Origin of the sequence: Aliicoccus persicus, assembly GCF_900110815.1 — a bacterium.
In the GTDB taxonomy this organism is placed as follows: Bacteria; Bacillota; Bacilli; order Staphylococcales; family Salinicoccaceae; genus Aliicoccus; species Aliicoccus persicus.
This window is the reverse complement of record NZ_FOIT01000001.1, coordinates 385,553-410,839: the sequence shown is the minus strand read 5'-3', so window position 1 is coordinate 410,839 and position 25,287 is coordinate 385,553. Positions and strand designations below refer to the sequence as shown.

The window sequence follows — 25,287 nt, the reverse complement described above, 5'->3', positions numbered from 1 at the left end:
AAGAACAATTATTAAGGGGGCGTAAAATGATGAAAGAAGATAAACTAGGTATTGTAAGTGTTTTAGTTGCTTTTCTCTTAGTTGTTTCATTTGTGTTTAGCGATAGCAGTGTTATGGCCGACGTGAATACCTCTCAAGATATATCCAACGTTAAGGAAATCATCAAGTAATCGAACAAAACGAACCCACATCCGATTATCCATGGCGTATTTGGAAATATTTACCTAATATACTGAACGAAGGTCCACATTTGTACTACCGTGAAAATGTCCCGTTCCACAATTTAAATGGAGTAAACTATATTTGTTACGAGGGGTATCTACAATCAGATGATACACCAGGACCATATGTTACTTACTCCGGCTACATTTATAGATGTGGTGCAAATCATCCGATTCCTAGTAAACTAGATTCTGCAGAAGGGGATGTCTAATATGATTAAAAGAATTTTAGTGGTGTTTATATTAAGTTTTATTGCAATTACACTCAGTTATAAAGACATTAACGCAGATGAAATGAATTCAAATCATCAGATTTATTTCAGTACAACTATAGAAGTTCCTATTGAAGATGGGTATGGTTATATACCGGATAGGATATGGGTGACTAGAGGTGAATATTCAGGTTATATTTTTAGACTCTACTATGAGATCACTCGAGACTATACGTATTTGGCGACATATGGTGGAACACTTTACAGGAACGTTGCCCCTTTACGTCATGAGACGGTGATAATAAATGAATAAATTTAGATCAAACAAAGTTGTTCTATTATTCCTAGTACTAGCTACAGTTCTTCTAGTCGCTTGTAATGATTCTTCCAACGATACAGAGGAAGAAACGACTGACGAAAGTAGAGAGGAGAATAACCTATTCGTCGGTAACCGCTATGCAATTATACCGTTTATTGAAATTCCAGCAGAAGAAAAACCTTTTGAAAATGCAGAACCTCAAAAAAGCAATTCAACCATTTATGAGTTTAAATCAAATAATGAGGTTGATGTCCACTTTTACAACGATACATTTCGTGGTGAGTATAATTTCACTGGAAATCAAATGTCGATGGAGATCTATGATGAAAATGATAGACCTATAGTTACCTTTGCTCTCGAGAATGTTCAACAACTTGAGCATAATCCGATTGTAATTACTACGGAGTATCTTGACTTTAGACGTAATGGGAATGGCCAATTTGAGAACAGCTATACGATGAGTCCGGGTACATATCCTACGTTTATTGAGATGGAAGATAGGGATTGATAGTACAAGTTAGTTGTATAAAATTTATGGTGTACTTTTAAGGTTGATGTGTTTACTCTAAAGATTATTAATGGAAAAATTCTGTTGTAAACTGTGGAGCAATAATAATTATGAACATAAAAAACTGAGATTCTGATGTATTCGAATCTCAGTTTATTTATATTATTTAACTGTTAATTCACATGACTTCTGGTTAAAAAAGTGAGCAATTTATTGATGGACTTTTATTCGTATATCGGTTGCCAAACGATAAACTTTGTTTCTGGTGCATCAAAATTATATCTTGATTTTAACACTTCGATCGAGAAATTTGCGTTTAATTCGCGGTTTGTTTTAAAACGCCATCTGCGGTAGACATATTTGTACACGTCAGGTATCGCTGTCGTCAACGGGCCATGACTTTCAAAAATTACGAACTGACTCGACTCTGTATATGTTTCATCAAATGGTGCTTCATATGTAGATGAGACACCCACAAAGAGTTCAATCTTGCCTTCAATGTAACGCTCATGTAGTATAAGTCCTTTTACTTCGCCGTTGTTGTATTCTAAGATCTCATCGAGAATATCGTGCTTCTCAAGTTCATTTAATAGCCATGTCTTTTTCTCTGGTCCATAGCTATTTACATCGAATGTTTCAAAAATACCGACCATTCTAAAGCTTGGAATATAACGTGTCGTTGAAGGTAGGTTCGGTGCATCTGTCGGCACAACTTCAAATGATATGCTGTTCGTTACATTCAATGTTTTATAATTCTTTTCGACATCGTATGCAGATATGCCAAACTCCTTTTGAAATATCTCTTTGAAATGATCCACATCACGATAGCCATAGTATTTGATGATATCAACCATCCTTCGATGTCCTTCATAGAGCTCATAAGCGATTTCAGACAGTCGTCTTTTCGTTTGATATTCGAGCGGTGTTGACCCGACGAGTGAAGAAAAGATCGTATTGAATGATTTATGTTCAACACCAAGCAATTTCAACTCGTGTTCAAAATCAATCTCTTCTCTTAAATTGTCTTCAATAAAGACGATGAATTTTTCAATAAATTTTACAGTCTCCATATAATCCTCTTTCTATACATCCCACCATTTATAGCCATCACGCTGTGCGAGCAGTTGGCTTTTAACAGGTCCAAGTGAACCTGAACGATAATTCGGGAATGGTGCGATATCCGTTTCCCATGTGTTAATAACTGGATCCACGATGTGCCAAGCGAGCATTAATTCATCTAAATGCGTGAAGTTCGTTGAATCCCCATTTAAACAATCATATATCAAATTTTCATATGCATCAACGTTCGCCACTTCTTCAGCAGTTTCTACGGTATACGATAAGTTCACAGTTTTTGTGTCGTTTAGTCTTGAATCGTTCTTTACATTTAAGTGTAGTGAGATACTTTCGTCAGGCTGAATATTGATAACCAATAAGTTTTTAGCGAGTTCATGATGCGTGTCATCCATATGATATAAGTTACGCGGTACTTCTTTAAACTCAACGACAATTTGTGTTCGCTTATCTTTCATACTTTTACCAGTACGCACATAGAATGGTACGCCAGCCCATCTAAAGTTATCGATGTACAGCCGCGCTGCGATGAATGTTGGTGTGTTAGAATCATCTGCAACGTTTTTCTCGTCGCGATAGGCGATAACGGGTTCACCATGTACTGTCCCTTCATCATATTGACCACGGATAAAATTCGATTTGATTTCTTCAGGTTTATAACGTCTGATGCTTTTTAGCACTTTTACTTTTTCTAATCGAATATCTTCACTGCTAAGTGTTGAAGGTGGTTCCATAGCGAGTAGGGATACCATCTGTAACATGTGGTTTTGGAACATATCACGAACGACACCGCTCTGATCATAGTAGTTTCCCCGATCAAGTACGCCGAGTGATTCTGATGATGTGATCTGTACATTTGAAATATAATGATTGTTCCAAAGCGGTTCGAACATCGAGTTACTGAAGCGAATGACTTCGATGTTTTGTACCATTTCTTTACCTAAATAGTGATCGATTCTGTATATTTCAGATTCATCAAATGTTGTTGAAATGGCTTCGCTTAACGCTGTTGCACTTTCTAAGTCTTTACCGAATGGTTTTTCAATAATAAGACGTTTGAAGCCATTTGTCTCTGTAATTTTAGAATCTCGTAATCGGTCACTTACGGTTGAAAATGTTGAAGGTGGTAGGGCAAAGTAAAACAGTCGATTACCTTCTGTTTGATAGCTGTTTTCATGTTCACGTACAGTTTTATTTAAGCGTATAAAGTCATCGAGATTATCATTATCTACTTGTTGGTAATAGACATGAGATAAAAATTCATCTATTTTATCGTATGAAGTAATTTTATCGTGTGCTTGAATGGATGCTTTAACGATTTCTTTATATTCATCATTCGATATATCTTTTCTTCCAATTGGAATGAACACGAATTGCTCTGAAAGTGATCCTTCTTGGAACAGATGAAAGATTGAAGGTATTAATTTACGCTTACTTAAGTCACCTGTTGAACCAAAAAGTAAAATTGTTGCTGGAATTGGATTGTGTCTCATCTTCGTCTTCCTTTTTTTAGATAATTTAATTATTCCACTTGGAATACAAAAATACAATAGAATGAACTATGCTATAATTATGTAATTAATTAGGATGGAATGTGATATTATGAAACTTCAGATACTTGGATCTGGTGCTGGATTGCCGTCAAAAAATCGGCACACACAATGTATTATTTTAGACCTTGTTGATGAGATAAATCAATACTATTGTGTCGATGCATCAGAAGGCATGCAACATCAGATGTTGCATACAAACATTAAACCTTCAAAAATTAAAAATCTCTTTATAACACATCTTCACGGGGACCATATTTACGGGTTACCTGGATTTTTATCGTCTAGAGATCATCAAGGTGGAAAAGATATTCCACTGATGATTTATGGTCCGAAAGGACTTAAAAATTGGCTCGATGTCACGCTTGAAACGTCACGCTCACATATTTCATACCCACTCGAAATTATCGAAGTGGCGCCGAACCAAACATTCAACGTTGATAATATGACGATTGAAGTGATATCGATGCAACACAACATCGAATGCTACGGCTATATATTTACAGAACGTACAGAAAAGGGCGAGTTACTCGTCAGTAAACTACGTGATATTGGTATTACCCCTGGTCCAATTTATAAAGAAATAAAAGAGAGTAATACTTTTCTCCATGATGGTAAAGTGTATGACACAAATGATTTTCTCGGTCCCGAAAAAATAGGGCGTAAAGTTATTATACACGGTGATACTCGAGTCATCACAGATAATGACTACAAAGAAAAGTTAGATGGCGCGGATATTATCGTTCACGAGAGCACATATCTAGATGGTGAAATAGAAAAAGCACATCAGTATCACCATTCGGAACTATCTGAAGTGCTTTCTAATTTTAAGTCAATCGATTTCGGTCGGTTGTTGATCACGCATATTAGCAATCGCTATGAAAGTGATGATCTTATACTGATTCAAGAACGTTATAGAGATGAATGTATCTTTGCTTCAGACTTTATGGAAATTACCATCCCACGTAAGTCGTAAGGAATTCTTCAATTTTCTTTTTATATGTTTTCGGATTGCGGTTATAACTTTCTACGTGACCGCCACGCTCAGGATACCAAGATACTTTGGGTCCTTTTTTTAATTCATATAGGCGTTTCGTCTGATCAACAGTGATGAATTTATCTGGTTTTGAATGGATGAAAAATATCGGTTGCTCTATCTTATGAACGACAGCTTCTGGATTGACAGCATCGACAGAAAACTTGCTTCTAAAATGGAAGAACACATTTGCTACTTTTAGCACGATTGGTGCGAGTAATTTTGATTTCTGGTTAAAGATGGATAACAGTTGTTGTTCAAACGTTGAGAATGATGCGTTTGAGATATAAAACTTCGCACGGTTTGAAAGTTCACCTGCGTAGAGTAACATCGTTGCAGCACCCATCGATTCCCCATGTACACCGACTTCAATATCTTGACCAGCACTGAAGTCATCAATTAAGTAGTCGATGACAGATTCTAAGTCGAATTTCTCATAGTAACCATATGTCGATGTTAAACCGCCACTATCTCCATGACGTCTCGCATCGAATATGACACAGTTATATCCCATGTCAGTAAATAGGTTAACGTATTTAACCATACTGATTTTATTTTCAGTCACACCGTGACAAATGACGACCCATTTATTCGTCTCATTCGGCGTAATAAATATCGTATTTAACTTATAGCCAAATTTTGAATCGATATCGACCACTTCTTGTGGTAACTTTTTAAACGCATTGATATCCATGCGCTTCGCACGTGTCTCTCGTCGAATGATGACTTCGACATCGCGCAGTTTAAAAAATAACACCTGTTGTGTGACATAATAGCTTAGGCCAACAATACCAATAAACATGAGAGAAATAAGTCCGCTTAAGAAATATGCAATTTTTCTCATGGTCTGTGTTCCTCATACTTTAAAATATTCAACTGTTTATAAAGATCATCATATTCAGATGCATCTAGCGATGATGCATTGTTAAATGCTGTGACATTCTCTTTTAGCTGTTCAAGTGAACTAACGCCATTTACAATGACTGCATTATGATACTTTAAAAAGCTGTAAGACAGCTCAGTTAAACTGTCGTACTTTTCTTGTAGAGTAGATAGTTGATTAACTAATTCATCTTTATTAATGCCAAGAACACCACCTTTATGTTTTTTAGATAGTACTTCTAAGTACTTATCTGTCAGCAAACCTTGCATCAATGGTCCGCGCGCAAGCATGACAATGTCATCTTGAATCATGTCTAACGTTTCAAGTGGACGATTGTCTAAAATATTAAACTGACTCATCAGTGTGCTGATATTACTATTTTTTGCATAGTAGTCGATGACATTTAATCGAATTGAAGAGATGCCATAACTTTTAATGATGCCTTCTTGCTTTAGCGATTCGAATGCTTCGATTGTTTCGTCTTTATTGTCTTCAATCGTTCCGCCATGCAATTGATACAGGTCAATGGATGAGACGTTCAGTCTTTGTAATGAATCCTTTACACTTTCAATAATGTGTTTTTTACTCGGATTCCAACCGATTTGTTCTCGTTTCATTTCATTGAACTTGTTGCCGACTTTTGTTCCAACAGTGAAATTATATTGAGAACGGTATTTCGATAAAATTTCTCCAACAACTTTTTCATTGTCTCCAAACTGGTATAAGTCAGCCGTATCAAAATAATTGATGCCGACAGAAAGCGCATATTCGATAATGGCTTCGACTTCTATTTTATTGTCTAATGGAAGATTCATCATCCCAAGTGAGAACTGTGAAATGGGTTGTTGATCTTTCGTATGAATGATTTTCATAAGTGACCTCCTACGTAACTTCATGAATATTATAGCAACAACACGTGTATAATAAAAATATCTGCCCTTGAAATTTTGCAGTAGATTTTTTAAAAATGAGGTAATCTAATGGATGAATTATATGAGCAATTAGTTGAACAAAACATTGTTTTCGATGGTAATGTAATACGTGTTGAAAATAACAAAGTTCGCCTGCCGAATGGCAAAGAAGCGAGTCGAGAAGTTGTATATCATCGCGGCGCAGTTTGCGTAATTGCAGTTGTTGATGATTATATGTATTTCGTAAAGCAATTCAGAGTTGCACCAAATGAGACTTTGCTTGAAGTGCCAGCCGGGAAAATTGAGGTCGATGAAGCGCCAAAAGTCACAGTTGTTAAAGAATTAAAAGAGGAAATCGGAGGCGTATGTAGCGATGTCAGTAATGTTCATCAGTTCTATGTTTCACCAGGATTTTCTGATGAACTTGTCTATTTATATGTTGCTCACGATGTGAAGCTGGAAGAACAAGCCCTTGAAGAAGATGAGTTTTTAGAAATTGAGAAAGTACATGTAAATGATTTACCCGCTCTATTACAATCCGGACGTGTGCGGGATGCGAAGACAATCATTGCAATACAACATGTACTTTTAAACAGTTAACAACAATGTAATTGATGCACTATATCTGTTATAATTGTTATGAATATTTTAGGACGGGGTGTAAGGATGGAAACGAGAATACAATCAATTAAAAAAGCATTGCAAGATGCTAAATATAAACTTACACCACAGCGTGAAGTGACGGTCCGCGTGTTGCTAGAAAACGAAGAGGAACACCTAACAGCTGAGAATATATTCATGATGGTAAAGGATAAGTACCCTGATATTGGCTTGGCAACAGTGTATCGTACATTGGAACTGCTCAGTGAGTTACGAATCGTTGAAAAGATTCACTTTGGAGATAATGTGAGTCGATACGACCTGTATAAAGAAGGTTCAGCACACTTTCATCACCACTTAGTATGCACAAACTGTGGATTCGTTGAAGAGATTGAAGAATATCTTTTACGGGAAGTAGAAGAAAAAATTAGAAAAGAATATCAGTTTGAAATAACAGATAATAAACTAATTTTTAATGGAATTTGTAGAAGGTGCAGAACGGACATAGAGGGAAAAGATGATTAAAGATCATTTAATTGATGAATACGTGTTGTTTCTCACTGTAGAAAAAGGATTAAGTCAGACGTCTATTGATGCATATAAAACAGACTTAAGACAATATCAAGTCTATATAGAAAATAAAAATATAATAGATATCAATAAGATCAGTACCGATGTCATTATTGGGTTTTTGAAACAGCTTTCAGATGATGGTAAAAGTAAAAAAACAATGAGTCGAATGCAATCAACGATTAAAAATTTCCATCAATTTTTGATGAATGAGCAAGCGATGACACACAATCCGACGATTAAACTTTCAAGTATTAAACAAGAGACGACAATCCCTGAATATTTAACAGTCGACGAAATGAATCGGTTGCTTGAGACGCCTGACAACACACCGGCAGGTATTCGTGACCAACTCATTATGGAAGTTCTATACGCGTGCGGCTTACGTGTCAGTGAAGTCATAGCACTTAAAACTGATGATTTAAATTTGGATATGGGATTTATCAAAGTAACGGGTAAAGGTAGTAAGGAAAGAATCGTGCCTGTTACTGATTTTGTGAGCCGATTAATCAAGGATTATATATCTGGCGTGCGATTGGATTTGTTAAAAGAATTAAATACAAATCAGTTGTTTTTAACGAATCGAGGAAAGGGTTTTACACGCCAAGGCTTATGGAAAATGATTAAAAAGTATGCGCTGATTTCAGGTATTAATAAGGCGATTACACCGCATACGTTTAGGCATTCATTTGCAACGCATCTCATTGAAAATGGTGCGGATTTAAGAGCAGTCCAAGAACTGTTAGGTCACACAGATATAAATACAACACAAATTTACACTCAAATATCGAATGTCAAAATAAGAGAGATGTACAAAACGTATCATCCAAGAAATTGAAAGTAGGAGTGATTATTATTTTTAAACGTATACATTTAGTCGTTTTAGATTCAGTAGGAATAGGGGAACAACCGGATGCTGATCAGTTTGGCGACATCGGTGCGCATACTCTAAAACACACGCTAGAAGCACACCCTGTTGAATTACCTAATTTAACAACACTTGGTCTAGGTTGTATTGAAGAATTACCAGGGATTGAATGCCCAGATCAAACACATGGGTTCTATAGCAAAATGATGGAGCAATCAAACGGTAAAGATACGATGACAGGACATTGGGAAATTGCAGGTTTAAACATTCAAGAAGCATTTAAAACATATCCGGATGGTTTTCCAAAATCATTAATCGATAAGATTGAAGCACACACTGGTCGTAAAGTCGTCGGTAACATTCCAGCGAGTGGAACTGAAATTATTAAGGATTATGGTGAACATCAGATGGAGACGGGTGATTTAATCATCTACACATCCAATGACCCAGTGATTCAAATCGCTGCACATGAAGAGATTATTCCGTTGGAAGAACTCTATGAAATTTGTGAGTTTGTGCGTAAGGAAACATTAAATCCAGAATATATCGTCGGTCGAGTCATTGCACGGCCGTTTATCGGCAGCAATAAGGATAACTTTGAACGAACTGCAAACCGTAAGGATTATGCACTATCACCACCAGAACCGACGGTACTTGATGCACTTAAAAACGATGGTAAAGATGTCATCGCCATTGGTAAAATTTCTGATATTTTTAATGAACAAGGGATTACAAAGTCCGTTAAGACGAAAAGCAATGATGATGGTGTGAATCAGTTATTGACTGTGATGAAGGAAGACTTCCATGGCATTTCATTTTTAAATCTTGTCGACTTTGATGCGATGTATGGACATCGTCGTAACCCGGAAGGGTATAGTGAGGCACTTGCAGCTTTTGATGAACGTCTGCCTGAAATTATTGATTCATTAAGAGAAGATGATTTACTTATCATTACAGCCGACCACGGGAACGATCCAACATATAAAGGTACCGACCATACGAGAGAGTTTGTACCATTGTTGATGACTTCTAAACGCAAACTCAATTATCGTGAGCTTGAGAATAGTAATACGTTCAGTGACGTTGCAGCAACAATTGCTTATAACTTTAATATAGAGTTGAATACAACAGGTGTCAGTAAGTTAAAGGAGATTTTAAATGAGACGAAATAAATATGTCGTATTTATTTTACTATGTATTTTCGCCATCGTATGGGGCGTTGCATACTGGGTATTCATCGCTTAAATAGAAGAAGTCATCATTCTCTGACTTGAATCAAGAATGATGACTTCTTTTTTGACGCAGTCTTAACGCCTCCTCGCGGGCTTGATTTACTGATGTTCGATCTCGTACGAGATGTTTATGGACGATGTTGTGATGCGTGACGTGATTTTCATATATGGACGCTATGAATGCATGTTCTTCTATGTGTTGACCGTGTTGTATATACAGCATATTCAGCATGGATTCAGTTAATGGAATATTCGGTGGTTTAAAAGGAACGTGATTCAAGATATCAGCCAGTCGATGATTTAAAAATGCTTTAGTCTGTTCAGTAAGTCCTAAATCATCTAGATTATAGTGCTGTTCTTCCAACAATTCTATTGCTTTTGAGTAACACTTTTTTGCACCTGTTAAGTTTCCGCGTCGATAATGGTATTCGCCCGTCGAAATTTGAATGAGAAACACTTCAGCATCTACTTTGCTGAAATTGCCATTTGACTTCCAGTAATCCTCTGCGATTTCATGGCATTCAAAGTAATCTTGTTTTATAATTAGTTCATTGTAAAAGTCCGTTAAATACTTTTGTTCCATACGACAACCTCCTAACTGAAACGTGGTGAAAAGATGTTTGATTACAAAGTAAAACTCGATGTGTTTCAAGGGCCACTCGATTTATTACTCTATTTAATAAAAGAACTTGAAATTGATATATACGACATTCCAATGAAAGTGTTATCCAAGCAGTATATGGATTACATCGCTTCAATGAAAGCACTTGAAATCAATGTCGCAAGTGAATATTTAGTCATGGCGAGTGAATTGTTAAAGATAAAGAGTAAAATGCTCTTACCAGAGCCACCGATCAGTGATGAAGGTGACCCGCGAGACGAACTCGTCGGTCAACTGCTTGAGTATCAAAACTATAAAGCGTATGCTGAATCACTTGAATCACTCATGGCCTCTCAAAGTAAAATTATGACAAAGGCGCCACAGGAAATGCAAGAAATAGACATAGCGTCATCGACTTTGAATGTAGATATTCAAGATTTGATTCATGCATTTAATAAGATGGAACAACGCATTAAAATGAAAGAGGAAGCGTCGTTCGTCATACACCGTGATACGATGAGTCACGAGGAAGCATCGGACTACTTAAATAGACAATTTAATTATAAACATCAGATGAGCTTACATGAAGTATTTGAGACCTTAGAAGGTAGACATCGAATTGTTACAGTGTTTATTGTTGTATTAGAACATATTAAAAATCATGTAATTACGATCGGTAGACGGGATGATGACACGATTGTTTTAGAAAGGCCAGCATAATGAAAAAAATAGATATTGTAGAAGGCTTGCTTTATATCGCCGGTGATAGTGGGATAAGAGAAGAATTGTTGTTGAACCATGTACCGCTCACTTTAACTGAATTAAAACAACTGGTTGATTCTTACGACAAGCCACATTTACAAATTAAAAAGTATGGAGATAAATACTTTTTACAAACAACTGAAGCACTAGAACCGTATCATTTTGATATGGTGAAAGTGGAAAATAAATCGAGGTTATCACAAGCATCACTGGAAGTACTTGCGATCATTGCGTATAACCAACCGGTTTCACGTGCAGAAATTGAAGGACTTCGTGGTGTAAATTCCGATGGACCAATTGATACGTTAACAAATCGAGACTTAGTATATAAAAAAGAAGTTAAAGAACAGCGATACTTTCATTATTTGACGACCAATTACTTTTTAGAAGTGTTTGGCTTGGAAAGTTTAGATGACTTACCACATCGTAATGGCGCGTCAGAAAAAGATGAGATTGACCTATTTTTTAAACATTTAAAGGATGAGGCATAATGGAAAGATTACAAAAAGTAATCGCAAAAAGCGGCGTAGCATCAAGGCGCAAGGCTGAAGAGATGATTGAAAAAGGTCTGGTTACTGTAAATGGTGAAACGATTACCAGCATGGGTGTGAAAGTCAGTGAGAAAGATATCATTGAAGTTGAAGGCGTACCATTAACGAAAGAAGAGAAAGTATATATTTTATACTATAAACCGGTGGGTGAAATCTCGTCTGTTGGTGATGACCGAGACAGACGCAGTGTTACGGATACATTTGAAATGTTTGAAGAGCGTATTTACCCAGTCGGTCGTTTGGATTACGATACATCAGGTGTGCTCCTGATGACAAATGATGGTGACTTTACACAGATGATGACACATCCAAAATATGAAATTACAAAGACATATCGAGTAAAAGTTGACGGCATTTTAAAAAGAGAACAGCAGCGTCAATTTATGCGTGGGATTAAGCTTGAAGATGGTATGACTGCACCATGTAAAATCAAGGTGATCCGCGATAAAAATGACAGAAACATGATTTTAGATGTCACATTACATGAAGGAAGAAACCGTCAGGTGAGGCGTATGTTTGAATACTTCGATTTAAAAGTTGTTAAACTGACACGGACGCACTTTGATTTTCTGACACTAGACGGATTATCTGAAGGTGAGTATCGTTTTATTAAACCGCATGAAGTGAAAAAGCTCATTCATAATGCATCACAATCATAAATGTCAAAATACTGTCAAATCATTAACAGTGTTTAGATGATATAATTTTAATTAAAAGTATGTAAAGGTGATATATATGAAGAAAGGTACAAGAAAAGTTGTTCGAATTACGACTCTTGTTTTGATCACAGCTCTAATTGGCGTGACTTTATACTTTAATTTAAGCAGTGATACACAGATTGTGGAAGTCGGTGATGACTATATTGATTTTGAATTAGAGACACTTGATGGTGATGTCGTTAAGGTTTCTGATTTACTTGAAAATCAAGGTGTTATATTGAACTTCTGGGGGACTTGGTGTAAACCATGTCGTGAAGAAATGCCGGATCTCAATGACCTGTACAATGAATTTGACCGTGAGGTTGAAGTGATTGCAGTAAACGTTAGAGAAAGTAATCAACAGATCAATCAATTTTTAAGCAGTCTTCCAGAAGAAATGGATTTTACGATTGCACTTGACCGTGAACGTGATGTAACGAGAGCATATAATATTGGACCGATGCCGACGACAATCGCAATCAATCAAGATGGTGTTGTCATTAAAAAACAAGAGACTCAATTATCACGGGAAGACATTGTTGCATTTATAGAGGCGGCTCAAGAGTAATGACTCATTAAGGAGACAAATGAAATGGCGCTAAAAGAAATAAAGTGTAGTTCATGTGGTCATGTCAACCCTGCTGGCACACAGCTCTGTCAGTCATGTGGTAAATTGATCAATGAAGACTACGATAAGAAAAAAATTAAAGATGTTATGAGATATGACGGTTCAGCTGTCCGTTCTAAAGTTCGTTCTCAAACGCTTTATGATAAGATATGGAACTTCTTTACATCAATTAGAAACGGTGTTATTATCATCGCCCTGATTTCAATTGCAGCAGCAATTGGAACGATTTTCCCGCAGGAGTACTTTATTCCTGTCGGTGCTGATCCAGAGCAACATTATCAAGAACACTATGGTACGCTAGGCTATTTATATTACCAATTAGGCTTACATAATTTATATTCATCATGGTGGTTCTTGATTTTAAATGGACTGCTCGCATTATCTATCATTGCAGCAAGTATCGATAGAGGGGTGCCGTTGTTTAAAACCCTTTATAAACAACATGTAAAAAAACATGATAGTTTCTTTAAACGTCAGCGATTATATTCAATTCAAGAGACGACGATTGAAGATGATAAAGTCAGTTCAATTGTTTCGAAATTGAAAAAGATGCGCTATAAAGTAAGGACTGATGGAGAAAACTACATGTTTGAAAAAGGGAGATTCTCTAGATGGGGCCCTTATATCAATCATAGTGGTTTAATACTGATTTTATTCGGAAGTATGCTGCGATTTTTCCCAGGATTGTATATCGACGAAATCATTTATGTTTCTGAGGGTGAAACTGTTGCAATTCCGACAACAGAAAATGAATTCTATATAGAAAATAATCGCTTCATTGTGGAAAACTATGATCAAGAAGAACATGATGTTTTCTCAGATGCATTGATGAATGCAGTGGTCACACAAAATTTCCAAACAGATGTGAGCATTTATAGAAACCTCAATCAAAACGTTGTTGGTTCTCGACCTGATTTAGAAAAAGTTGATGACTATAGCATTCAAGTGAACCACCCATACCGGTTTGATGGGTATGAGATATTCCAATCGAGTTTTGACTCTTCACAATTAAGATCGATGACATTCTTCTTAGAAGATGCTGATGGTGAACAGGTTGGTGATCCATTTGTTGTTGATTTAAGAACTCCAGATGAAACGTACAACATCACGGATGACATCGTGATTGATATGCGAGCATATTCACCCGATTTCTTAGAAATTGCTGACAATGGTACGCTTGTATCGCAGACACCAGTTCCGAGAAACCCAGCGTTTGTCTTTGAAGTAAACGAACAAGGTGAAGATCCGGAAAGAAGTTTTATTCGAATTATGGGTAGTACACCAATTACTGATAATAACGAGTACAACATCCGATTCCTTGAAGCAGAAGATCAAGTCGCTTCTGTACTCACATTGAAAAAAGATTTAACAATGCCATTCTTTGCGGTCGGTTTTGTAATATTCTTATTTGGACTGTTTATCGGTTCCTATATCAATCATCGTCGTATTTGGATAAAAAATGATACTGCATTTAAACTTGCAGCACATACGAACAAAAACTACTTTGGCCTAAAGAAAGAATTGAACAAAGTATTAGAATCAGAAGATATTGAACAAGTTGAAGATAAGTTTGTAATAGAACAGACTAAAAAAGATAAATAGAGATAGGAGACTTATGATGGACACACAACTCGTATCGTTAAGCGGTACATTGCTATACACCGCCTTTGTATTACTCATAATAGCGATTATTCCGATTGCCATGAGTATGAAAACAGAAAAGAAAAGAGCATGGAATATAGGTTTCACAATGGTAATCGTGTCATTCATCCTAATGCTAGGGTACATTGTGTTTAGATGGATCGGTCAAGGACATGCACCTGTTTCTAACATGTATGAATTTATCGTCGTGTTTGCAATTATGATTATTGGTGGATTAATCATTACCTATTTCTATTTCAAAACACGTACACTCGCTTTATTTACAATACCTATCGTGTTGTTACTCATTGCATATGGAAGTATGTTCACTAGAGAAGCATCACCACTTATTCCTGCATTGCAGAGTAACTGGTTATTCATCCATGTATTTACTGTAACATTTGCATACGGGATACTGTCGATGAGTGCGGTTGCAGGTTTAATTTATTTACTAAAAGTTATCGAACCGAAAGAAAAATCGAAGCGTGCATTTGCGCTTGAGTCATTGATGGCTGGTATTGTCGTTGTCATTTCATTTATCATCATGACAGTTGTTATGACAGGTATCGTTGGCTATCAAGACGATTACTACTATGTGGATCGGCAAGGTAATGAACAAGTTGCAGAATATAATTTACCTGCGCTCATCGTCTTTAGAGATGCAATACCGGTAGAGCACGTTGGAGAAAACAATTACGAACCGACAGAACATATGATGACAGGTGTGGAATTACCGCCGGTCATAAATTCTCAATCACTCAATACAGTCATTTGGTCATTCATCGTTGGTTTAATCGTCTATGGTATTGTTCGTTTGAGCATTAGACAGCGCATTATTACATTGATTAAGCCATTAACAAGAAAAGTTAACTTAGAATTAATGGATGAAATCGGATACCGTTCGGTTATTATTGGTTTTCCACTATTCGCACTCGGTGGTATATTCTTCGCTGCGATTTGGGCACAGATTGCATGGAGTAGATTCTGGGGCTGGGATCCAAAAGAAACTTTTGCATTCATTACATTTATGTTCTACACGATATTCTTGCACCTACGATTAAATCGTGGATACGAGGGAGAAAAATCAGCGTGGCTTGCAATTTTAGGTTTCTTACTCATATTGTTTAACTTAATTGCAATCAATTTACTTGTTGCAGGATTGCATTCATACGCATAATTGAGAGGTGAATCATAAATGACACAAAAGATATTGATTGTCGATGATGAAGAGCGTATTCGCAAATTAATTCGACTCTATTTAGAAAGAGAAGAGTCATATGAGTTGTTTGAATCGGGTGATGGTAAAGAAGCATTAAATATGGCACTAGAAATGGATTTTGATTGTATCTTGCTCGATTTAATGTTGCCAGGTATGGATGGCATTGAAGTTGCGGAAACGTTGCGCAAAACTAAGTCAACACCGATTATTATGCTGACTGCTAAAGGCGAAGAAAATAATCGTGTTGAAGGATTTGAATCTGGTGCAGACGACTATATTGTCAAACCATTTTCTCCACGAGAAGTCGTATTGCGTGTCAAAGCAATATTAAAACGTTCTTCTGAAACAGCATTTATAAAGACAGATAGCACAGCAAAAGATGTGATTGTTTATGATGAGTTAACGATCGATAATGACGCACATAAAGTAACAACAAACGGTGTGAAAATAAATCTAACACCGAAAGAGTATGAGTTGTTGCTGTTTCTAGCACGTACACCGGACAAAGTGTTTGAGCGTGCGGAACTATTAAAAGAAGTATGGAAATATGACTTTTATGGTGACTTAAGAACCGTTGATACACATATCAAACGCTTGAGAGAAAAACTCAATAAAGTATCACCTGAGGCAAGTCAAATGATACAAACGGTTTGGGGTATCGGTTATAAATTTGAGGTAAAAGAATAATGCGGTTTTTTAATAGTGTTGTAACGAAACTGTGGTTAACTATTATTTTAATAGTTACTACAGTTTTAGTTATATTAACGATAATTTTATCTTTTTACTTTCGGAATTTTATGATGAATAATTTGGATAATGAGTTATCTAGAGAGATGAATCGCGTTCAGGAATTCATGTTGACAGAGCATTATGTCGAGGGCTTTGAATCCGTTGCTTTACTAGAGGATAATACGATAATCTATATCGACGGACAGATGATTTCGAATCATTCAGACCTTGATAGAGAGATCTTTACAATGATTTTAGAGGAGACGCCTGAAGGTGATTCATTTATATTAAGTGATATTCAAGAGAGAGATTACTTAGTTAAATTATCCTCATTAGGCAATTATTTTTCAGACGATGTTGCAGTGATCATGTACCGTGATTTAGAACCAGTTAAAGAGTCATTACGAGCGATTGTTTCTATCTTCGTATTGAGTGCATTGATACTCAACCTGATTACAACTGTTTTTGCATTTTATCTGATACACAAACTGACGTCACCACTCATCCGTTTAAAAGAAGCGTCTTATCGCGTGTTAAAAGAACCAAACCTTGTCGTTCCTATAAAATCGAGAGATGAACTCGGTGAACTCACACTCGCGTTTAATCGAATGAATAGAAACATATCAAAGAATATTGAAGCATTGACGAACGAAAAGAATTTGAGAGAAACTATTTTTAGTTCTATCCATGAAGGTATATTGTATTTTGATCACGATAAAAACCTATTATATTCTAATCAACCAGGTCAATATATTTACGATAAAAGAAATCAAGAAGGCGCAGAAGGTCTCTCTAATTTATTCGAAAACATCAACTTTATGATTGATAATAAAACGAGTGAGGAAGGCCAGATTACTTTTGATGATGAGCATTATCATGTAACGTCTATCCCGATTTCAAATGTAGACATTACGGATGGACTTGTTATCGTATTTAGAAATGTCACAGAAGAAGTGAACATGCAAAGAACACGCAGTGACTTTATCTCTACGGTGTCTCATGAACTAAAAACACCGATGGTGATGCTGACCGGATATTCTGAAGCCTTGTTAGATGATGTGGTAACGGATCCGAAAGAAGTAAAAGAGATGATTTCAGTTATTAAAGATGAATCCGAACGCATGAATCACATGGTGAATGAGTTGCTACAGCTGCAACAACTTGAGCAAGGTCAGAGCAGCTTAAACATATCTTCTTACAATGTTCTCGATCTCTTTAAACAGATAGAAAAGACGTTTAGTTTAGAAATTGAGTCGAATGGTTTAAATCTCGTTATCGATGTTGAAGAATCACTTGAATCACTGTTTGACTATGATAAAATGATACAAGTCTTGGTGAATTTGGTAGACAATGCCATTCGTTATACACGGGAAGGTGATGAGATCAGATTCACCGGTCGTGAAGAAGCGGATGAAATTGTATTAATAATCAGTGATACAGGCACTGGTATATCAAAGAAAAATCAAAAGCATATTTTTGAACGATTTTATAAAGTAGATGAAGCGCGTACACGTGGTAAACATGGTACAGGGTTAGGACTTTATATCGTTTCACAAATTATCAAACAACATCAAGGCACGATTGAAGTAGATAGTGAACTGAACAAAGGCACATCGTTCATCATTCGGTTGCCTAAAGAGAGGGAAAACGTTCATGAAACGTTCTAGTGTGAAGACATTAACGTTGATCAGTATACTCGGAACGATTAGTTTTATACTGATGTTAATCCAAGTACCATTACCATTCTTACCGCCGTTTTTAACGGTTGATTTATCAGATGTCCCTGCATTTATTGGGTTTATTTTGTTTGGCTGGATACCTGGACTTGCAATCATCGGTTTAAAAATATTAATATATGGCATTTTGATATCGAGCGAGCCTGTCGGTCCAATCGCCAACTTACTGGCGTCATTATCGATGCTCGTACCCGTATATTTTATCTACTTAAAAAATAAAACGACAAAAGGATTAATAATCGGTTTTGTCGTAGGTATTCTATCATTGACAGTGATGATGAGTCTATTAAATTATTTCGTCTTCTTGCCAGCGTATGGCGCAATTGTCGATCTGACAGATATTGTTGAGAATGTACGCATGATAGTCGCAGCAAGTATCATTCCTTTTAACATCGTTAAAGGATTGATCATTGCCATTGTTTCATATTTTGTCTATATCAAATTAATTCCAAAATTAAAATCAGTGCTAAAATAGCACTGATTTGTTTTTACTCATATTTTAACGGATCACCATCAAATGGTTCGTCCGCAATTTTAATTGAATCTGTTGGACAGCCATCAAAAGCATCTTCAAGATCTTCATGTAACTCTTCAGGTACGGCCATTGTCCCTTGGTTATCATCTAATATTACATACGCAATGCCATCATCATCATAATCATAAATATCCGGTGCTGCCGCACCGCACGCACCGCATGCAATACAAGTGTCCATATCAACAATTGTATATTTTTTCATGGGTTTCACCTCTTCACTTCGACTTTACTGAATTTATTGTAATGCTAATCAGTTAAACATTCAAATACTTTCCACTCAAATAGAATGGAATCATACAAACGACGGATAAAAAAATAGATATACTTTAAAAGTACACAAAAAAGTATTATAATATTACAATAGTTGTATACATAAGATATTAAAAGGATGTGAAAAATTCGTGAAACGATCAGATAGACATAAAACAAATAGAGAGAGCCAAGATCATGATTTAGAAAAGACGCGAGAAAACATGAAACCGCAGTCTGACGAGGACAAAGCACGCTCGAATAGTGTCAAAAATGATAAGTTAGAACAGGGTAAAAAGTTTGTAAGTACAAAGCTATCAGCATATAATACGCAATTAAAAAAAGAGAACAAAATTCTCAAGGAAAAATTCACGAATTTTCGTAGTGGAAATCGTGAGCAGAATGACAATCAGGATCGGAAACGACCGATTATTCCAATTATTGTAACAGGTATACTATTGTTGCCAATTACAATACTGCTTGCATTCTTACTCATCACGAATTTCTTGCCGGATGAAACAGACACGAACCGCATCGCATCAAATGACGCGACTGAAGATACCGAAGAAGAATCTACAGATGAAGAGATAGACACAGAAGATTCAGAGACGACATCTGATGAGACTGATGTAGCGACTGACGATGAAGAAGATGAAGAATCAACAGATGTTGCTGAAGAAATACCAGAGCAAACAGAAGAACCAGAGATTCAAACGACAGCTGATTATTCATCAGCACAAAGACAACAACTTCAACGTGCTGCACAAAATGCAGTGAATGAAAAGAATGCTGAGCTTGCTGAAAGAAGAGAACAAGAAGCATTAGCACGTCAACGAGCAGCTGAAGAAGAAGCCAGAAGACAAGCACAAGCACAAGCGCAGCAAGAGCAAGAACAAGAACAAGAACAAGAACAAGAGCAAGAAAATGAAGAAGAAACAAAAGATACTGATTCAGAAGAAACACCATCAGCAGGTGGTCAAGTGCATACTGTAACTGGTGAAGATAACTTATATAGAATCGCTATTCAATATTATGGTGATGGTTCGGCTGCGAACATTCAGAGAATCAGAGAAGCGAATGGTATTTCAGGCGACAATCTAGAAGTTGGCCAAACATTGACAATTCCATAAGGTTTAGAAAGGTGACAAAATGACTTATATTGAGACGATAATTATCGGTGCAGGACCATGTGGTTTAGCTACAGCAATCGACTTACAAGACGCCGATAAGGATTACTTAGTTATAGAAAAAGGTAATGTCGTCAATACGATTTACCATTATCCAACACATCAGACGTTCTTTTCATCGAGTGACAAACTCGGAATCGGTGATATTCCTTTTATCACGGTGGAGAAAAAACCAGTGCGCAATCAAGCACTCGTTTACTATAGAGAAGTTGCCAGTCGATATGACTTGAACATCAATCTCTATGAAGAAGTGTTGTCCGGAGAAAAAAACGATGATCTGTTTCATTTGAAAACGACTAAAGGTGAATACACGTGTAAGTATCTTGTGCTTGCGACTGGTTATTATTTCCAGCATAACGAGTTACATGCACCAGGAGCTCATTTAGAAAAAGTGCATCACTACTTTAAAGAAGCACATCCATACTTTAAACAAAATGTACTGGTGATCGGTGGTAAAAACTCGAGCGTCGATGCTGCAATTGAACTCGAACATGCAGGAGCGAATGTCACGGTTATCTATCGTGGTAGTGAGTATTCGCCAAGCATTAAACCATGGATATTGCCTGAGTTTGAATCGTTAGTAAAACACGGTAAAATTCAAATGAAGTTCGACACAGATGTTGATGAAATTACTGAAGACACTGTTACCCTTCGAGGGCCAGATGGACTCGTGACAATCGATAATGATTTTGTTTTTGCTATGATTGGATATCACCCTGACTATACATTTATGGAATCTTTTGGCATACAGATTAATGAAACGCCTTACGGTGTTGGACCGTCATATGATGAGACGACGATGGAAACGAATGTTGAGAATTTGTATATATCTGGAGTAATCGCAGCGGGTAATGATGCGAATACAATCTTCATTGAAAATGGTAAATTCCATGGTGGATTAATTACGAAAGATATTATCAATAAAGAATCAGTAAAATTAAAGCAAAGATAAATTAAAAGAGCACTTAACTCCTAGGAGTTAAGTGCACTTTTATATTACTTTTATATTTAAATGGAATTCATTTCTATTTCTCAAAAATTGCTCTGATTTCTTCATCATTGTCAATATTGGAAAGAGCAAGGGTGAGTGCGATGCGTGCTTTTTGTGCATTTTGTCCGTTGCTGAAAATCACGCCGCGCATTCCTAAATTATAGCCGCCACCTTCATAACCATAATATTTTCCAACAACACCATTAAATGCGCGTGACACAATGACTATTTTCATTCCTGCGTCTATACAAGCGTTTAATCCTTCTAGAGCGGATGGTGGCATGTTTCCTTGTCCAAGCGCCTCTAAAACTAGTCCATCATATTTTGCATCAAGTAAAGCGTTAAACAATGTGTTCTCTATACCCGCATACGCTTTTATAATCCCAACTTTAATATCTGGATTAAATATATCCAAGTGATCTTGTTCATAGAGTTCATGGTGATATGTCACTTTATCTTTAGTAATAAAGCCTAGCGGACCTCTATTAGGACTTTGGAACGTCGCGATATTAGAAGTATGCGTCTTTGTGACATAGCGTGCCGCATGAATTTCATCATTAAAAACAACGAGTGTGCCTCGGTTTTCTGAACTTGATTCAGATGCAACACGAATGGCTGAAATATAGTTATACAGCCCGTCTGAACCAATTTCGTTTGATGAACGCATTGCACCTGTGATGACAACGGGTGATGGTACATTTAGTGTTAGATCTAAGAAATACGCTGTTTCTTCTAACGTGTCCGTACCATGTGTAATCACAAAGCCATCGTATTCATTTTGGTTCTCTTCAATTATTTCTCTCAGATGTTGCATATCTTCGAGTGTTATATGTGGTGATGGCTTTTGAATCGGGTAAACTTCATCGAGTTCTGTACCGAGTGTCACGCCATCTTGATATGTTAATGGATTCTTTTCATTCGTCGTCACGACGCCGTCATGTGACGACATGCTGATCGTCCCACCAGTATGTATTGCTAAAATCCGTTTCATGAAATCCCTCCTAGGAATCTTTTCCGTGCGTATATATGATAAAATAAACTGAAATCAAATAGCAAGGTAGGTATTGGAATGGTTGGTAAAATAAATATTGCAATTGATGGTCCTGCTGCTGCAGGTAAAAGTACAATATCAAAAAAAGTGGCCGAGCATTTTAACTATATCTATATAGATACTGGTGCGATGTATCGTGCGGTCACATTACATACACTAAGAAATGGCATGGATGTGCTGGATGACTTATCTCTTCTAGACATACGATTAACGCCATTACCTGACCAAAAGGTGTTTGTTAATGATGAAGATGTGACTGCTGAAATCAGAAGCATGGAAGTCAATCAAAATGTCAGTCGTGTGTCTAGCTTACAGGTGGTTAGAGAGTTTTTAGTAAGCATGCAACGTGAGATTGCCAAAGACAAAGGTGTTGTGATGGATGGTCGTGATATAGGAACGACTGTTTTACCGGAATCTGAACTAAAGATCTATATGAACGCTTCACCTGAAGTGCGTGCAGAACGTCGATTTATCGAAGAACAGAAAAAAGGAATTGAAATCGACATGCGTACGCTCACTGAGCAGATTAGAAAGCGTGATGAACAAGATAAAAACCGAGCATTATCTCCGCTCAGAAAATCTGAAGATGCGATATTTTTAGATACTTCTTACATGAGTATTGAAGAAGTTACATCAAAAATAATCCATCTAGCAGAAGACACAATCAGAGGTGAAAGGTAATGTTTTATACTATTATAAAAAACATCGTTAAAATTGCATTTTATATTCGATTTAAAATAACAGTGAACGGTTCAGAGAACATTCCAAAAGATGGCTCTGTTATTATTGCATCATCCCATAAATCTGAGCTAGATCCACCACTTATTGGTGTTACAATTAAGCGTGAACTTGCATTTTTTGCGAAGGAGGAGTTATTCAAAATTCCCGTCCTAGGATTCATTATTAAAAATTTAAATGCATTTCCTGTATCACGAGGAAAATCTGATCGTGCAGCATTGAAAAAGTCAGTCGAGGTACTTGAAGAAGGGAACATGTTGCTGATCTTCCCAGAAGGTACGCGCAGTAAAACAGATGAACTCGGTGACTTTCAAGAAGGTGCGAGTTTTATTGCAATGAAATCAAAAGCACAAATTGTCCCGACAGCTATTACAGGAAAGTACAACCGTAAGGAAGGTGTTACAATCACTTACGGAAAACCAATCGATGTCCCTTCACTTGCTGAAGGTGGCATGAAACGTAAAGAACTTACCCAGTTGATGCGCGAAGAAATTTCAAAGTTAATCGAAAAGTAAATTTCCGCATATTTAATCTTTTGTAATCAAATGATTAAGAAATCATAAATTATTCGTTAATTGTCTGAATTTACTTGACAAAACTTCATATTTATAAGAAGTTTATATATATCATTCTATTTATGGATAGCCATTGGAGGAGCCGACATGCTGATAGAGAACTTAAACGAAGAAAATGAAGAGAACATTGTAGACAACGATACGACTGAAGACAACGAGAAAGAAGAAGAGAAAAAGGATGAAGTTGAAGCTGTTGAGAGCACTGAGTCAACGGAGGAACTTCCATTTAACATCGATGACGTTGTCACAGGAACTGTATATAAAATTGAAGATAAATTTATAAAAGCTCACATCGATGGTACTGATTTTGAAGGTATCGTTCCGATTAGTCAGCTTACAAATCAACGCATTGAAAAACCAGAAGAAGTTGTAAACATCGATGATCAGATTTCAGGCGTTGTTATTAAGGTTGAAAATGAGGAAAATCGTCAAAACGTGATTCTTTCAATTAGAAAATTAGAAGAAACAAAGGTTTATGAATCACTTGAAGAAAAGAAAAATAACGATGAAACTATTACTGGTAAAGTAACTGAAGTCGTTAAAGCTGGTTTAGTACTTGATGTTGGTGTGCGTGGTTTCATTCCTGCATCACTCATTTCAGACTCATTTGTTGAAGATTTGGAACAATTTGCGGATCAAGAGTTAGAAGTAAAAATTGAAGAAATTGAATTCGATAAAAACCGCGTCATCCTAAACAGAAAACGCATCGTTGAAAGCGAAAAGAATGAGAATAAAAAAGCACAACTTGAATCATTAAATGTTGGAGATATTGTTGAAGGTACAGTTGTACGTACGACAAACTTCGGTGCATTTGTTGATTTAGGTAACATTGATGGTCTTGTGCATATTTCTCAGCTGAGTTATTCACGTGTTGAAAAAGTTGAAGATGCTGTTGAAATCGGACAAAAAGTTGAAGTGAAAATCTTAGATATTAAACCTGAAGAAGAACGCGTTAGCTTGTCGATTAAACAAGCGGGTCAAAGCCCATTTACATCGTTTGTTGAGCAACATGCTCAAGATGATGTGTTAGACGGTGTCGTTAAACGTTTAGTTGACTTTGGTGCCTTTGTTGAAGTTGCACCGGGTGTTGAAGGATTAGTTCACGTTTCTGAAATTAGCTATGATCACGTCAATGTACCAAGTGATGTGCTTGAAGTGAATCAAGAAATTCAAGTCAAAATTTTATCGATTAATGAAGAAGAAGAAAAGATTTCTTTATCAATCAAAGCGACTCAGGAACAAGCTGATCGTCCAAAGCAACAGGCTAGACCGAAAAAAGAATCAACACCTAAAGTGTACTCAGATGATTCAAATTCTGATGAACCAACACTAGGTGATTTGTTCGGAGATAAGTTTAAGGACTTCAAAGGTTAATCGATACATTGTCTCATGATAGAAAAATCAATATATGA

General features: G+C 36.5%; 29 protein-coding genes. 22 read left to right on the top strand and 7 right to left on the bottom strand.

Features of this window, described 5'->3' with window-relative positions:
* The first annotated feature begins 26 nt into the window (after positions 1 to 26).
* The 3 genes from BMW30_RS10485 to BMW30_RS01935 all read left to right on the top strand — a co-directional run bounded on the left by BMW30_RS10485 (position 27) and on the right by BMW30_RS01935 (position 1,260).
* The gene (locus tag BMW30_RS10485; RefSeq protein ID WP_180366176.1) at positions 27 to 170 is read left to right on the top strand and encodes a hypothetical protein; all 144 of its coding nucleotides are present in this window, start codon (positions 27 to 29) and stop codon (positions 168 to 170) included.
* A gap of 264 nt (positions 171 to 434) precedes the next feature.
* On the top strand, positions 435 to 746 hold the full coding sequence (locus BMW30_RS01940; RefSeq protein WP_091473388.1) for a hypothetical protein: 312 nt from the start codon (positions 435 to 437) through the stop codon (positions 744 to 746).
* Entirely contained in the window at positions 739 to 1,260 is a 522-nt protein-coding gene (locus BMW30_RS01935; protein WP_091473386.1) for a hypothetical protein, read from the top strand. Before BMW30_RS01940 ends, BMW30_RS01935 begins: the two co-directional genes overlap by 8 nt.
* Positions 1,261 to 1,484: 224 nt before the next feature.
* Here the strand turns inward: BMW30_RS01935 and BMW30_RS01930 are convergent, their stop codons facing one another.
* Positions 1,485 to 2,330: an AraC family transcriptional regulator gene (locus BMW30_RS01930; RefSeq protein WP_091473384.1), complete on the bottom strand. Its 846-nt coding sequence runs from the start codon at positions 2,328 to 2,330 to the stop codon at positions 1,485 to 1,487.
* A 12-nt stretch (positions 2,331 to 2,342) separates the two neighbouring features.
* Positions 2,343 to 3,827, bottom strand: a complete 1,485-nt coding sequence (zwf, locus tag BMW30_RS01925; RefSeq protein WP_091473382.1) for a glucose-6-phosphate dehydrogenase — start codon at positions 3,825 to 3,827, stop codon at positions 2,343 to 2,345.
* Positions 3,828 to 3,936: 109 nt separating this feature from the next.
* Here zwf and BMW30_RS01920 point away from each other — a divergent pair, with 109 nt between their 5' ends.
* Complete coding sequence (locus BMW30_RS01920) at positions 3,937 to 4,860, top strand: MBL fold metallo-hydrolase (RefSeq protein ID WP_091473381.1); 924 nt, start codon at positions 3,937 to 3,939, stop codon at positions 4,858 to 4,860.
* On the opposite strand, the gene BMW30_RS01915 is transcribed toward BMW30_RS01920, so the two are convergent.
* Both BMW30_RS01915 and BMW30_RS01910 read right to left on the bottom strand, forming a co-directional pair.
* Complete coding sequence (locus BMW30_RS01915; RefSeq protein ID WP_091473379.1) at positions 4,838 to 5,764, bottom strand: alpha/beta hydrolase; 927 nt, start codon at positions 5,762 to 5,764, stop codon at positions 4,838 to 4,840. The genes BMW30_RS01920 and BMW30_RS01915 overlap by 23 nt on opposite strands.
* Positions 5,761 to 6,675 (bottom strand): aldo/keto reductase, encoded by a 915-nt coding sequence (locus tag BMW30_RS01910; RefSeq protein WP_091473377.1) that lies wholly within the window; start codon positions 6,673 to 6,675, stop codon positions 5,761 to 5,763. Before BMW30_RS01910 ends, BMW30_RS01915 begins: the two co-directional genes overlap by 4 nt.
* Positions 6,676 to 6,783: 108 nt before the next feature.
* Here BMW30_RS01910 and BMW30_RS01905 point away from each other — a divergent pair, with 108 nt between their 5' ends.
* The 4 genes from BMW30_RS01905 (at position 6,784) to deoB (ending at position 9,924) form a co-directional block, all read left to right on the top strand.
* The gene (locus tag BMW30_RS01905; protein ID WP_091473375.1) at positions 6,784 to 7,314 is read left to right on the top strand and encodes an NUDIX hydrolase; all 531 of its coding nucleotides are present in this window, start codon (positions 6,784 to 6,786) and stop codon (positions 7,312 to 7,314) included.
* A 66-nt stretch (positions 7,315 to 7,380) separates the two neighbouring features.
* Complete coding sequence (fur, locus tag BMW30_RS01900; RefSeq protein ID WP_091473374.1) at positions 7,381 to 7,839, top strand: ferric iron uptake transcriptional regulator; 459 nt, start codon at positions 7,381 to 7,383, stop codon at positions 7,837 to 7,839.
* Positions 7,832 to 8,722 carry a site-specific tyrosine recombinase XerD gene (xerD, locus tag BMW30_RS01895; protein ID WP_091473372.1) on the top strand — a complete coding sequence of 297 codons (891 nt, stop codon included), beginning with the start codon at positions 7,832 to 7,834 and terminating at the stop codon, positions 8,720 to 8,722. The genes fur and xerD overlap by 8 nt, the downstream gene beginning before the upstream one ends.
* Positions 8,719 to 9,924, top strand: coding sequence for a phosphopentomutase (deoB, locus tag BMW30_RS01890; protein ID WP_377910850.1), 1,206 nt, complete (start codon positions 8,719 to 8,721; stop codon positions 9,922 to 9,924). Before xerD ends, deoB begins: the two co-directional genes overlap by 4 nt.
* A gap of 103 nt (positions 9,925 to 10,027) precedes the next feature.
* On the opposite strand, the gene BMW30_RS01885 is transcribed toward deoB, so the two are convergent.
* Positions 10,028 to 10,567, bottom strand: coding sequence for a DUF309 domain-containing protein (locus tag BMW30_RS01885; RefSeq protein ID WP_091473370.1), 540 nt, complete (start codon positions 10,565 to 10,567; stop codon positions 10,028 to 10,030).
* Positions 10,568 to 10,600: 33 nt separating this feature from the next.
* On the opposite strand from BMW30_RS01885, the gene BMW30_RS01880 reads away from it, so the two are divergent.
* The 9 genes from BMW30_RS01880 to BMW30_RS01840 all read left to right on the top strand — a co-directional run bounded on the left by BMW30_RS01880 (position 10,601) and on the right by BMW30_RS01840 (position 19,024).
* Positions 10,601 to 11,305 (top strand): segregation and condensation protein A, encoded by a 705-nt coding sequence (locus BMW30_RS01880; RefSeq protein WP_091473368.1) that lies wholly within the window; start codon positions 10,601 to 10,603, stop codon positions 11,303 to 11,305.
* Complete coding sequence (gene scpB, locus BMW30_RS01875; RefSeq protein WP_091473365.1) at positions 11,305 to 11,838, top strand: SMC-Scp complex subunit ScpB; 534 nt, start codon at positions 11,305 to 11,307, stop codon at positions 11,836 to 11,838. Before BMW30_RS01880 ends, scpB begins: the two co-directional genes overlap by 1 nt.
* On the top strand, positions 11,838 to 12,557 hold the full coding sequence (locus BMW30_RS01870; protein ID WP_091473364.1) for a pseudouridine synthase: 720 nt from the start codon (positions 11,838 to 11,840) through the stop codon (positions 12,555 to 12,557). The genes scpB and BMW30_RS01870 overlap by 1 nt, the downstream gene beginning before the upstream one ends.
* Before the next feature lie 76 nt (positions 12,558 to 12,633).
* A complete protein-coding gene (locus BMW30_RS01865) occupies positions 12,634 to 13,164 on the top strand; it encodes a redoxin domain-containing protein (protein ID WP_091473362.1) in 531 nt (176 codons plus the stop codon).
* A 24-nt stretch (positions 13,165 to 13,188) separates the two neighbouring features.
* Positions 13,189 to 14,826 (top strand): cytochrome c biogenesis protein ResB, encoded by a 1,638-nt coding sequence (locus BMW30_RS01860; RefSeq protein ID WP_091473360.1) that lies wholly within the window; start codon positions 13,189 to 13,191, stop codon positions 14,824 to 14,826.
* A 16-nt stretch (positions 14,827 to 14,842) separates the two neighbouring features.
* Entirely contained in the window at positions 14,843 to 16,042 is a 1,200-nt protein-coding gene (ccsB, locus tag BMW30_RS01855; RefSeq protein ID WP_091473358.1) for a c-type cytochrome biogenesis protein CcsB, read from the top strand.
* Positions 16,043 to 16,060: 18 nt separating this feature from the next.
* Positions 16,061 to 16,771 carry a response regulator gene (locus BMW30_RS01850; protein ID WP_091473356.1) on the top strand — a complete coding sequence of 237 codons (711 nt, stop codon included), beginning with the start codon at positions 16,061 to 16,063 and terminating at the stop codon, positions 16,769 to 16,771.
* Between the two features lie 110 nt (positions 16,772 to 16,881).
* Entirely contained in the window at positions 16,882 to 18,480 is a 1,599-nt protein-coding gene (locus BMW30_RS01845; protein ID WP_219314686.1) for an ATP-binding protein, read from the top strand.
* Entirely contained in the window at positions 18,467 to 19,024 is a 558-nt protein-coding gene (locus tag BMW30_RS01840; RefSeq protein ID WP_091473352.1) for an ECF transporter S component, read from the top strand. The genes BMW30_RS01845 and BMW30_RS01840 overlap by 14 nt, the downstream gene beginning before the upstream one ends.
* Before the next feature lie 13 nt (positions 19,025 to 19,037).
* On the opposite strand, the gene BMW30_RS01835 is transcribed toward BMW30_RS01840, so the two are convergent.
* The gene (locus BMW30_RS01835; RefSeq protein ID WP_091473350.1) at positions 19,038 to 19,286 is read right to left on the bottom strand and encodes a ferredoxin; all 249 of its coding nucleotides are present in this window, start codon (positions 19,284 to 19,286) and stop codon (positions 19,038 to 19,040) included.
* A 199-nt stretch (positions 19,287 to 19,485) separates the two neighbouring features.
* On the opposite strand from BMW30_RS01835, the gene BMW30_RS10345 reads away from it, so the two are divergent.
* Together BMW30_RS10345 and BMW30_RS01825 are read left to right on the top strand one after the other, a co-directional pair.
* Positions 19,486 to 20,463 (top strand): LysM peptidoglycan-binding domain-containing protein, encoded by a 978-nt coding sequence (locus BMW30_RS10345; protein WP_143248968.1) that lies wholly within the window; start codon positions 19,486 to 19,488, stop codon positions 20,461 to 20,463.
* 19 nt (positions 20,464 to 20,482) lie between these two features.
* The gene (locus BMW30_RS01825; protein ID WP_091473348.1) at positions 20,483 to 21,472 is read left to right on the top strand and encodes a YpdA family putative bacillithiol disulfide reductase; all 990 of its coding nucleotides are present in this window, start codon (positions 20,483 to 20,485) and stop codon (positions 21,470 to 21,472) included.
* 73 nt (positions 21,473 to 21,545) lie between these two features.
* Here BMW30_RS01825 and BMW30_RS01820 read toward each other — a convergent pair whose 3' ends face one another.
* A complete protein-coding gene (locus tag BMW30_RS01820; RefSeq protein ID WP_091473347.1) occupies positions 21,546 to 22,502 on the bottom strand; it encodes an asparaginase in 957 nt (318 codons plus the stop codon).
* Between the two features lie 78 nt (positions 22,503 to 22,580).
* On the opposite strand from BMW30_RS01820, the gene cmk reads away from it, so the two are divergent.
* From cmk to rpsA, 3 genes are all read left to right on the top strand, one after another.
* A complete protein-coding gene (gene cmk, locus BMW30_RS01815; protein ID WP_091473345.1) occupies positions 22,581 to 23,243 on the top strand; it encodes a (d)CMP kinase in 663 nt (220 codons plus the stop codon).
* A complete protein-coding gene (locus BMW30_RS01810; RefSeq protein ID WP_091473343.1) occupies positions 23,243 to 23,815 on the top strand; it encodes a lysophospholipid acyltransferase family protein in 573 nt (190 codons plus the stop codon). Before cmk ends, BMW30_RS01810 begins: the two co-directional genes overlap by 1 nt.
* Positions 23,816 to 23,962: 147 nt before the next feature.
* Positions 23,963 to 25,249 (top strand): 30S ribosomal protein S1, encoded by a 1,287-nt coding sequence (gene rpsA, locus BMW30_RS01805; RefSeq protein ID WP_091473341.1) that lies wholly within the window; start codon positions 23,963 to 23,965, stop codon positions 25,247 to 25,249.
* The last annotated feature ends 38 nt before the right edge of the window (positions 25,250 to 25,287 follow it).

Excerpts from the sequence above, each read along its gene's own strand:
- BMW30_RS10485 (WP_180366176.1), top strand. The coding sequence starts at position 27 with ATGATGAAAGAAGATAAACTAGGTATTGTAAGTGTTTTAGTTGCTTTT.
- BMW30_RS01940 (WP_091473388.1), top strand. The coding sequence starts at position 435 with ATGATTAAAAGAATTTTAGTGGTGTTTATATTAAGTTTTATTGCAATT.
- BMW30_RS01935 (WP_091473386.1), top strand. The coding sequence starts at position 739 with ATGAATAAATTTAGATCAAACAAAGTTGTTCTATTATTCCTAGTACTA.
- BMW30_RS01930 (WP_091473384.1), bottom strand. The coding sequence starts at position 2,330 with ATGGAGACTGTAAAATTTATTGAAAAATTCATCGTCTTTATTGAAGAC.
- zwf (WP_091473382.1), bottom strand. The coding sequence starts at position 3,827 with ATGAGACACAATCCAATTCCAGCAACAATTTTACTTTTTGGTTCAACA.
- BMW30_RS01920 (WP_091473381.1), top strand. The coding sequence starts at position 3,937 with ATGAAACTTCAGATACTTGGATCTGGTGCTGGATTGCCGTCAAAAAAT.
- BMW30_RS01915 (WP_091473379.1), bottom strand. The coding sequence starts at position 5,764 with ATGAGAAAAATTGCATATTTCTTAAGCGGACTTATTTCTCTCATGTTT.
- BMW30_RS01910 (WP_091473377.1), bottom strand. The coding sequence starts at position 6,675 with ATGAAAATCATTCATACGAAAGATCAACAACCCATTTCACAGTTCTCA.
- BMW30_RS01905 (WP_091473375.1), top strand. The coding sequence starts at position 6,784 with ATGGATGAATTATATGAGCAATTAGTTGAACAAAACATTGTTTTCGAT.
- fur (WP_091473374.1), top strand. The coding sequence starts at position 7,381 with ATGGAAACGAGAATACAATCAATTAAAAAAGCATTGCAAGATGCTAAA.
- xerD (WP_091473372.1), top strand. The coding sequence starts at position 7,832 with ATGATTAAAGATCATTTAATTGATGAATACGTGTTGTTTCTCACTGTA.
- BMW30_RS01885 (WP_091473370.1), bottom strand. The coding sequence starts at position 10,567 with ATGGAACAAAAGTATTTAACGGACTTTTACAATGAACTAATTATAAAA.
- BMW30_RS01880 (WP_091473368.1), top strand. The coding sequence starts at position 10,601 with ATGTTTGATTACAAAGTAAAACTCGATGTGTTTCAAGGGCCACTCGAT.
- scpB (WP_091473365.1), top strand. The coding sequence starts at position 11,305 with ATGAAAAAAATAGATATTGTAGAAGGCTTGCTTTATATCGCCGGTGAT.
- BMW30_RS01870 (WP_091473364.1), top strand. The coding sequence starts at position 11,838 with ATGGAAAGATTACAAAAAGTAATCGCAAAAAGCGGCGTAGCATCAAGG.
- BMW30_RS01865 (WP_091473362.1), top strand. The coding sequence starts at position 12,634 with ATGAAGAAAGGTACAAGAAAAGTTGTTCGAATTACGACTCTTGTTTTG.
- BMW30_RS01860 (WP_091473360.1), top strand. The coding sequence starts at position 13,189 with ATGGCGCTAAAAGAAATAAAGTGTAGTTCATGTGGTCATGTCAACCCT.
- ccsB (WP_091473358.1), top strand. The coding sequence starts at position 14,843 with ATGGACACACAACTCGTATCGTTAAGCGGTACATTGCTATACACCGCC.
- BMW30_RS01850 (WP_091473356.1), top strand. The coding sequence starts at position 16,061 with ATGACACAAAAGATATTGATTGTCGATGATGAAGAGCGTATTCGCAAA.
- BMW30_RS01845 (WP_219314686.1), top strand. The coding sequence starts at position 16,882 with ATGATGAATAATTTGGATAATGAGTTATCTAGAGAGATGAATCGCGTT.
- BMW30_RS01840 (WP_091473352.1), top strand. The coding sequence starts at position 18,467 with ATGAAACGTTCTAGTGTGAAGACATTAACGTTGATCAGTATACTCGGA.
- BMW30_RS01835 (WP_091473350.1), bottom strand. The coding sequence starts at position 19,286 with ATGAAAAAATATACAATTGTTGATATGGACACTTGTATTGCATGCGGT.
- BMW30_RS01825 (WP_091473348.1), top strand. The coding sequence starts at position 20,483 with ATGACTTATATTGAGACGATAATTATCGGTGCAGGACCATGTGGTTTA.
- BMW30_RS01820 (WP_091473347.1), bottom strand. The coding sequence starts at position 22,502 with ATGAAACGGATTTTAGCAATACATACTGGTGGGACGATCAGCATGTCG.
- cmk (WP_091473345.1), top strand. The coding sequence starts at position 22,581 with ATGGTTGGTAAAATAAATATTGCAATTGATGGTCCTGCTGCTGCAGGT.
- BMW30_RS01810 (WP_091473343.1), top strand. The coding sequence starts at position 23,243 with ATGTTTTATACTATTATAAAAAACATCGTTAAAATTGCATTTTATATT.
- rpsA (WP_091473341.1), top strand. The coding sequence starts at position 23,963 with ATGCTGATAGAGAACTTAAACGAAGAAAATGAAGAGAACATTGTAGAC.